At 62.1% G+C, this 7964-nt stretch carries 10 protein-coding genes and 1 other RNA gene; 10 read left to right on the top strand and 1 reads right to left on the bottom strand.

The window, feature by feature from the left end; translation table 11 throughout:
- Positions 1 to 188 (bottom strand): hypothetical protein (locus LKX83_RS31585; protein WP_227887219.1); only part of this gene is annotated, 188 nt, incomplete at its 3' end.
- A 72-nt stretch (positions 189 to 260) separates the two neighbouring features.
- Here LKX83_RS31585 and LKX83_RS31580 point away from each other — a divergent pair.
- The 10 genes from LKX83_RS31580 (at position 261) to LKX83_RS31535 (ending at position 7705) form a co-directional block, all read left to right on the top strand.
- Positions 261 to 1526: a radical SAM family protein gene (locus tag LKX83_RS31580; RefSeq protein ID WP_227887217.1), complete on the top strand. Its 1266-nt coding sequence runs from the start codon at positions 261 to 263 to the stop codon at positions 1524 to 1526.
- 147 nt (positions 1527 to 1673) lie between these two features.
- A complete protein-coding gene (gene rpmE, locus LKX83_RS31575) occupies positions 1674 to 1871 on the top strand; it encodes a 50S ribosomal protein L31 (RefSeq protein WP_227887214.1) in 198 nt (65 codons plus the stop codon).
- A 66-nt stretch (positions 1872 to 1937) separates the two neighbouring features.
- Complete coding sequence (locus tag LKX83_RS31570) at positions 1938 to 2348, top strand: hypothetical protein (protein WP_227887213.1); 411 nt, start codon at positions 1938 to 1940, stop codon at positions 2346 to 2348.
- A 91-nt stretch (positions 2349 to 2439) separates the two neighbouring features.
- An RNA gene (ffs, locus tag LKX83_RS31565) (signal recognition particle sRNA large type) lies at positions 2440 to 2705 on the top strand.
- Between the two features lie 312 nt (positions 2706 to 3017).
- Positions 3018 to 4187: an ATP-binding protein gene (locus tag LKX83_RS31560; RefSeq protein ID WP_227887212.1), complete on the top strand. Its 1170-nt coding sequence runs from the start codon at positions 3018 to 3020 to the stop codon at positions 4185 to 4187.
- Positions 4188 to 4223: 36 nt separating this feature from the next.
- Positions 4224 to 6032, top strand: a complete 1809-nt coding sequence (gene dnaX / locus LKX83_RS31555; protein ID WP_227887210.1) for a DNA polymerase III subunit gamma/tau — start codon at positions 4224 to 4226, stop codon at positions 6030 to 6032.
- A 14-nt stretch (positions 6033 to 6046) separates the two neighbouring features.
- The gene (locus tag LKX83_RS31550) at positions 6047 to 6358 is read left to right on the top strand and encodes a YbaB/EbfC family nucleoid-associated protein (protein ID WP_227887205.1); all 312 of its coding nucleotides are present in this window, start codon (positions 6047 to 6049) and stop codon (positions 6356 to 6358) included.
- A 21-nt stretch (positions 6359 to 6379) separates the two neighbouring features.
- Entirely contained in the window at positions 6380 to 6979 is a 600-nt protein-coding gene (gene recR / locus LKX83_RS31545; RefSeq protein WP_227887204.1) for a recombination mediator RecR, read from the top strand.
- A gap of 172 nt (positions 6980 to 7151) precedes the next feature.
- Positions 7152 to 7442 (top strand): DUF2508 domain-containing protein, encoded by a 291-nt coding sequence (locus LKX83_RS31540; RefSeq protein ID WP_227887203.1) that lies wholly within the window; start codon positions 7152 to 7154, stop codon positions 7440 to 7442.
- A complete protein-coding gene (locus tag LKX83_RS31535; RefSeq protein ID WP_227887201.1) occupies positions 7439 to 7705 on the top strand; it encodes a pro-sigmaK processing inhibitor BofA family protein in 267 nt (88 codons plus the stop codon). The genes LKX83_RS31540 and LKX83_RS31535 overlap by 4 nt, the downstream gene beginning before the upstream one ends.
- Positions 7706 to 7964: the final 259 nt, after the last annotated feature.

Below are 7964 nucleotides of genomic sequence, written 5' to 3'. Positions count from 1 at the left end.
GCGCCGGAAGCGACGGCGCCGGCCGCCAAGAAGCCGGCGGCGCGCACGCGCGCGGCGTCCGGCACGGGCACCCGTGCCGCCGCCTCCAAGACGGCAGGCGCACGGGCGACCAAGCCCGCCGCCAAGGCCGACGCCGAAGCGTCGGGCGAAGCTGCTCCGCCCTCGGCGGAGGAAGCCGCCGCGCCCAAGCCGGCGCGCCGCTCCCGGAGCAGCTCGGCCGAATAGCCGAGCGTCCGGAGTTAGAAAGGGGCAAGGAAACCATGCATCTGGTATATGCTGACGATAAAGGGAACGTCTTCGACCATCCCGACCTGTACGGCGTCGCCCGCAGCGGCGACCGGCTGGTCGAGCTGCTCGACGAAGAGCTGATCCCGCTGCCGGCCGGCGCCACGCTCGTCGGTCTGCCGCATACGCGGGCGGTCGGGATGGATCCCGCCACCGGCGAGATGAAGCTGCTTCCCCAGGGGCATCAGGCCGTGGGTGCGCTGCTTCCCCAGGGCTTCACCCGGTTTTACGTGCCGGGCTACACCAAGACCGACAAGACGCAGATTTTCCCGCTCTTCGGCTACACCGCCGTCGTTTGGAAGGACAACGGCTTCTACGTGGCGGGCTGCCGAAGCGACGATCCCGAGCCGTGGAATCCGGAAAATTGCGACCGCAACGTGCTCGAAGGCGAAGTCGATCGGCTGCTGAAGGCGTACCCGGACAATCGGCTGTACAAGCACCTGTCCCATTGCGCCCTCGGCTACGAATGCCTCACCTCGTCGAATACGTTCCTGCAGCGCTGGGAGGGCGCGGTGCCGGTCTCCTTCGCCTGCAACGCCGGCTGCTTCGGCTGCATCTCCGAGCAGCCGGAGGACAGCGGCTTCGTGGCGCCGCAGACACGCCTCCAGTTCAAGCCGACCGTCGACGAAGTGGTCGAGATTATGCTCGAGCACCTGCGCGCGCCCGAATCGATCATCAGCTTCGGCCAAGGCTGCGAGGGCGAGCCCTCGACGCAGGCCAAGACGATTATCGAAGCGATACGGCGCGTGCGCGAGCAAACTTCGCTCGGCTACATCAACATCAATACGAATGCGGGCCTCAGCGATCATATGCGGGCCATCGTCGACGCGGGTCTTGATCTGATGCGTGTCAGCACGATCAGTGCGCTGGACGACCACTACAACGCTTATTACCGCCCCCGCGGCTACACGCTCGCCAATGTCGAGAAGTCGCTGCGCTACGCGGCCGACAAAGGCGTGTACACGTCGATCAACTACCTCGTGTTCCCGGGTGTGACCGACCGCGAGGAAGAGATCGAAGCGATGATCGGCTTCGCCAAACGCACGGGCCTCAAGCTGATCCAGATGCGCAACCTGAACATCGATCCGGACGCCTATCTCGATCTGATCCCGAAGGCGCAGGGCGAGATCTATGGCATGAAGACACTGCTCGAGATCTTCCGCGAGGAGCTCCCGGACGTCGTGATCGGCTCGTACACGCACGTGCCGCCGTCGAGGCGGAACCGCGCCGTACAGATCTGACGCTGCCGGTCAAATGCGGCGCTTGCCGGGCCCGTTCGCACGCCCGGCAAGCGCCTTGCCAGCCGGCTTGCTCCGTGCTATAATCCGTTTGTATGTCCATTCACTCTGGATCCGCCTGAGGTCCAGGGCAGGAAGAAGGTGAACACGTTGAAACAAGCCATCCATCCGCAATATCATGTGACGACGGCTACCTGCGCTTGCGGGAATACGTTCGAGACGGGTTCGGTTCGCCCGAACATCCGCGTCGAAATTTGCTCCGCCTGCCATCCGTTCTTCACCGGCAAACAGAAATTCGTTGATGCCGGCGGTCGTGTTGACAAGTTCAAGAAAAAATACGGCCTGTAAGATCGAACCGACGTATAGAGACAAACCTCCCTTAGCATCCTACCGGATAAAAGGGAGGTTTTTTTCATGCCAACGAAGTCCAAAACGTTCGCCGCGCTCGCGCTGGCCGCTTCGCTGTCTCTGACGCTCGTCGCCGCCGGCTGCGGCAATATGGGCCATAACGCCGCCCAAAAGGTGAAAACGCAGAGCTACGGGGACGACGGATTCCTCGGACGTACGAACAGCTACCCGAAAATTCCCGGCCGGCACATGGCGCTGAACTACGACAACGACTACAAGCTGATGACGAATGCGATCCGGGGCGTGCCGGGCGTCGTCGGAGCCAACGTGACCTTTAACGGCGCGGACGCGTACGTGACCGTCAAGACGGCTCAAGGACTGAAGGCGAACGAAATCCCCACGGTGGAGCGACAGGTCGCATCCGTGCTGCGGTTTAATTTTCCACGCTACAATATTCACGTCCAATCGGCGCCGTAATCGAGGCGGGCGCGAAGCCTGGCGAGGGCCGGAGGTGGAAAACGGTCCCATCGGTTGCTTCCGACGTCGGAATTCGTTATACTAAGTCATGCCGTGCTAGATGGGGAGGTAGCGGTGCCCTGTCACTCGCAATCCGCTATAGCGAGATCGAATTCCTGTTTGAGGTCTTATCACGCAGGTTCCGGCGCGGTCGCAGCGTGTTGATCGCAGGGTCCTTCGCAAGGGACGCCCATGAACCCGGTCAGGTCCGGAAGGAAGCAGCCGTAAGTGGTCACGTTCTTGTGTGGAAGGGTAGCCCTTCGGGAGCGTTTGCGATCGTGTCCGGCTGGATGATAACGATCGAGGACAGGTGCACGGTCCTTACTTGATTGAAACGAACATCCATTATTGGAATAGACATGATGCGATATATGCGCGACCGAACGTTAACTGAATCTTGCTCCTGCGGGAGCCGAAGGCACCTCTGCGTAGACATGAACTGCGCAGAGGTGCGTTTTTTTTGGTCATACAGCATGTAAAAGTTGTACCCCTATCCATCTCTGTATGACCTCCGATAAAAACGTACCGCCGTCCTGGAAGACGGCGAAGCCGTTTTTACTTGGCGAAAATCGAATGGGGCGGCAAGAATAGCGACGCGGCATGGCGGCACAGGACCGGAGGTGGGGACATATGACGGAAGAGACCTTGGCGCGCAGGTCGGGGACGGGCCGTACCGCCGACACGCGCAACAGGCAGGACAAGTACGCAAAGCGGTTCGCGGAGCGGATGCTTGCGGACGAGGGGACGGGCGTGCTGCTTCTCGATGCCGATTTCCGCATCGTCGAAGCGAATCCGATGGTGTGCTGCGTCTTCGACAGCGCGCGGTCGGATCTGATCGGGATGACCGTAGAGGCTTTGTTCGAGCTTTGTTCGGTGCCGCCGCCTTTCGGCCGCTCGCTCCTTTCCGGCGAAGCGTTCCGCAACCGGAGGATGGTGTGGGGCGAAGGAGACCGAACGCGGGAGCTGATGCTCGACGGGGATGTGCTCCGCGACGATGCGGAGACGATCGGAGCCTATGTGCTGTTCCGCGACGTGTCGGAGCTGATGGTGCTCGAGGAGCAGGTTCGCCGTGCCGACCGCCTGAAGATGATCGGGCAGATCGCGGCGGGCACGGCCCACGAGATCCGCAATCCGCTGACGGCGATCAAAGGCTTCATGCAGCTGCTGCTGAAGTCGCTGACCGAGAGGTGCATGGGGCGCGAGCAGGAGTTCGTCGCGATCGTGCTGTCCGAGCTGGACCGCGTGCACGAGTTGGTGAACGAGTTTCTGCTGCTCAGCAAGTCGAAGGAGACGCGGCTCGAGCCGATCCGGATCGGACGCATCCTGCAGGAGATGCTGCCAATGCTGCGCAACGAGGCGATGCTGCACGATATCGCGCTGCGGTACGAGCCGAGGCCGGATCTTCCGCTTGTCCTTGCGGACAAGGAGATGCTGAAGCAGGTCTTTCTGAACTTGGGAAAAAACGCGATCGAAGCGATGGGCAAAGGAGGGAGCTTGATAATTCGCGAACGGCGCGGAGACGTGCGGCACGGACAAGTGTCGGTCGACATCTGCGACACGGGGACCGGCATTCCGCCTGAGCTCGTGGACCGGGTCTTCGACCCTTTCTTCACGACGAAGGAGCAGGGGACGGGACTCGGGCTGTCCATTTGCCAGCGGATCGTGCACGATCTGGGCGGGCACATCGACGTGACTTCTTCGTCCGAAGGCACCGTCTTTACCGTATCCGTCCCCTTCGTCGGCCTGCAGAGCGCGGGGATGGCATCCGGCGGTGGAGCGCTTCCGCTCGATGATGTATAATCATATGTATACCACATCCGACGGGAGCGACTTCGAATGGCCCATATGGCACTATACCGGGCATGGCGTCCGCAGACGTTCCAGGACATGGTCGGGCAACAACATATCGTGCAGACGCTGCAAAACGCCATTCGCGAAGATCGTCTGTCTCACGCCTATTTGTTCAGCGGTCCCCGGGGGACGGGGAAGACCACCGCTGCGAAAATATTGGCCAAGGCCGTCAACTGCGAGCGCGGTCCCGCGCCGGAGCCTTGCAATGAATGCGACGCCTGCCGGCGCATCACGTCCGGCGCCGTCATGGACGTCGTGGAGATCGACGCCGCTTCCAACCGCGGCGTAGAGGAGATCCGCGACATCCGCGACAAAGTGATGTACGCGCCGACCGAGGTGCGCCGCAAGGTGTACATCATCGACGAAGTGCACATGCTGACAACGGAAGCCTTCAACGCCTTGCTCAAGACGCTGGAGGAGCCGCCGGCGCACGTCATGTTCGTGCTCGCGACGACGGAGCCGCACCGGCTGCCGCCGACGATCATCTCCCGCTGCCAGCGCTTCGAGTTCCGCCGGGTTTCCCTGGCGGAGCAGACGGCACGGCTCCGGGAGATCAGCGGGGAAGAGCAGATCGAGATCGAGGAGGATGCGCTTGCCTACATCGCGCGCCTGTCCGACGGCGGGATGCGCGATGCGGTCAGCCTGCTTGACCAGATCTCGTCCTTCACGGGCGGTCGGGTGTCGCTGAGCGATGCGGTCGAAGCGACGGGCGGCCTGCCTGCGGAGCAATTCGCTCGACTCGCCGCAGCGGTGCGGGATGGCGACGCGGGCGCGGTACTGCGCGAAGTGGACGAGATGATGCGGGCCGGCAAGAGCGCGGACAAGTGTCTGGAGCAGCTGATGCATTACTTCCGGGATTTGCTTCTCGCGCAGTTGGCGCCGGAGGCTGCGGACTCGTCCGGAAGGGTCGCCGATCCGTCCGCGCTCGCCGAGATGGCGGGCGGATTCCGGCGGGAGCGGCTGTTCGCAATCGTCGACCTCTTGAACCGCTATCAGACCGAGATGAAGTATGCGGCGCACCCGCAGACGATGTTCGAGATCGCGCTGCTGAAGCTGATCTCCGCATCGGACACGGATGCCCCGCCCGATGCCGGGCAGACTCGCGCCGGCGCCGCCGAGGGCGGCGCGAGCGGTGCGGACGTGCAGCGCCTGCAGCAGCAGGTTGCTGCGCTGGAGCGCCGGCTCGGCGAGCTCGCCCGAGGCGGGGCGGCAGCGTCCGGCGCCGGAAGTCCCGGCGGTTCGGGCTCGGCTGCGGGCGGTTCGGCCGGCGGCCGGGGCGGACCATCGTCGGCGCGCGGTGGCGCCGCCGGCAGCGGAGGCGGCCCGGCCAAGACGCTGCGGCCGAGGCTGAAGCTCGAGCCGTTCCTCGCGGCGAAAGGGACGCCTCCGGCGCTGCAAGCGATGGGCAAGTGGCCTCAGGCGCTGCAGCGCATCAAGGAGGAGCGCGTTACCGTCCATGCCTGGCTCGTGGACGGCGAGCCCGTTTCGTACGCCGACGAGACGGTGCTCGTCGCCTTCCGCAACTCCATCCACCGCGAAACGACCGAGAAGCCCGCCAACCGGCAGGTCATCGAGGGCGTTCTGTCCGCGGTATACGGCAAGCCGACCCAACTGGCGACGCTGCTGCAGAAGGAATGGCAGGAGGCGGTCGCCGCAGGCGGCCCGGGCGGGGCCGAAGCCGGCGAGGAGCTGACGCTCGTGCCCGAAGGGGAAGGTGAGCCGGCGCGCGAACCGCTCGTCGAAGAGGCGCTGCGCCTTTTCGGGGAAGAATTGGTAGTCATCAAAGACGATTAGGGAGGATCTCCAACATGAACAACATGAACCAAATGATGAAGCAAGTGAAGAAAATGCAAGAGCAAATGCTGAAGGCGCAAGAAGAGCTCGGCACCAAGACGATCGAAGGCACGGCCGGCGGCGGCGTCGTCACCGTCAGCGTCAACGGCCACAAAAAAGTGCTGAGCATCTCCATCAAGCCCGAAGCGGTCGATCCGGAAGACGTCGAGATGCTGCAGGACCTCGTCCTCACCGCGGTGAACGACGCGCTCGGCAAAGCCGACGAATTGGCCAACAACGACATGGGCAAATACACCGGCGGTCTGAAGATTCCGGGCTTGTTCTAAGCCCAAAGGAGCCTAACATCCTTGTTCTATCCCGAACCGATCGCCAAGCTGATCGAAGCGTTCTCCCGCCTGCCGGGCGTCGGGCCGAAGACGGCCGCCCGGCTGGCGTTTCACGTGCTTCGCATGAAGGAAGAAGACGTCATCGACTTCGCCAAGGCGCTCGTGAACGTCAAACGCAATCTGACTTATTGCTCCATTTGCTGCAATATTACCGATATTGATCCATGCCGCATTTGCTCCGACAAGACGCGGGACGTCTCCGCGATCTGCGTCGTACAGGAGCCCAAGGACTTGGTTGCGATGGAGCGGACCAAGGAGTTCAACGGCATGTACCATGTTCTGCACGGCGCGATCTCGCCGATGGACGGCGTAGGGCCCGACGACATCCGCATCGCGGAGCTTGTTCGCAGGCTTAGCGACGAACGCGTGCAGGAGCTGATCCTCGCGACCAACGCAAATATCGAAGGCGAGGCGACCGCGATGTATTTGTCTCGGCTCGTCAAGCCTTTCGGCATCAAGGTGACCCGCATCGCGCACGGCTTACCCGTCGGCGGCGATCTCGAGTACGCCGACGAAGTGACGCTATCGAAAGCGTTGGAGGGCCGGCGCGAGCTGAACTAGCGGCCGAGGCCGAGGTCTCTCGCCATCCTATCGTAATGAATGAATGAGGACGCCCACGGGCGTCTTTCTTCTTTTGGCGTGATTCTGAATCTCTCTTCTGTGACATATAAATGGTAACGGGTTGTCCCGGGGGCAACGCCAAGCCGATCACGGGAAGGGAGAGGGCGGGCGAATGAGAAAGTCCAAACAGGAACGAGAAGCGGATGCGCGGCTGTTGGCCGAGCGCGAGCAATTGAAGGAAGACGTGCTGCTGGCCGAGCAGGAGTATACGGCGGCACAGCGGCGGTTCGACAACGCGCTTGGCATCGATCAGGTCGATTACGCGATCTACGCACTGGAGGCAGCGGAGAAGAAGCTAGATATGGCGCTTCGCAATGCGAAGCTGTTTTGGCATAAGCATCCGGAGCAGGAGCCGATCGCGATGCTGGCGAATGGCCGGACCGTCAGGGGAGAGGGCGCATGAGGACGGTCTGGCTCGTCGTTCTGATCGTTTCTTCGGCCGCGCTGCTGCTCATGGTTCTGCGCCGCCAAGTCGCCAAAGGATGGTTCGTGCGGTTCGGGACTCACTTGGCGTTGGCGGCTTTTGCGATCTACGCGCTGAACTTTTCCGGGTGGATCACCGGGTGGTACGTGCCGCTGAATCCGGCGACGATCGGCACCGTGACGGTGCTGGGACTACCGGGTGTAGCGCTCGTGCTCGGGCTTCAGCATCTTCTGTTGGCTTGAAGCCGAAAACTTTTTGAAAAGGCGTTGACGCGGATAGGCGGATGTGTTAAATTAATCTTCGCGCCTGTGAGGCGGAGTAATCAAAGCGGAAGCAAACAAGCGGATCGCAGAGATCTTCCAGAAATTACAGGTTGCAATGAGTTAGGCGAATATGATACATTATTCAAGTCGCCGCCAAGAGGTCAAGCGAGAGCGAGACGGAAGGCGAAGACAAGATTGCTCCTTGAAAACTGAACATCGAGCGTAAGCTTACAACGGA

Source organism: Cohnella baijiui (genome assembly GCF_020731285.1).
Classification (GTDB): domain Bacteria; phylum Bacillota; class Bacilli; order Paenibacillales; family Paenibacillaceae; genus Cohnella.
This window is presented reverse-complemented; position numbering and strand designations above follow the sequence as displayed.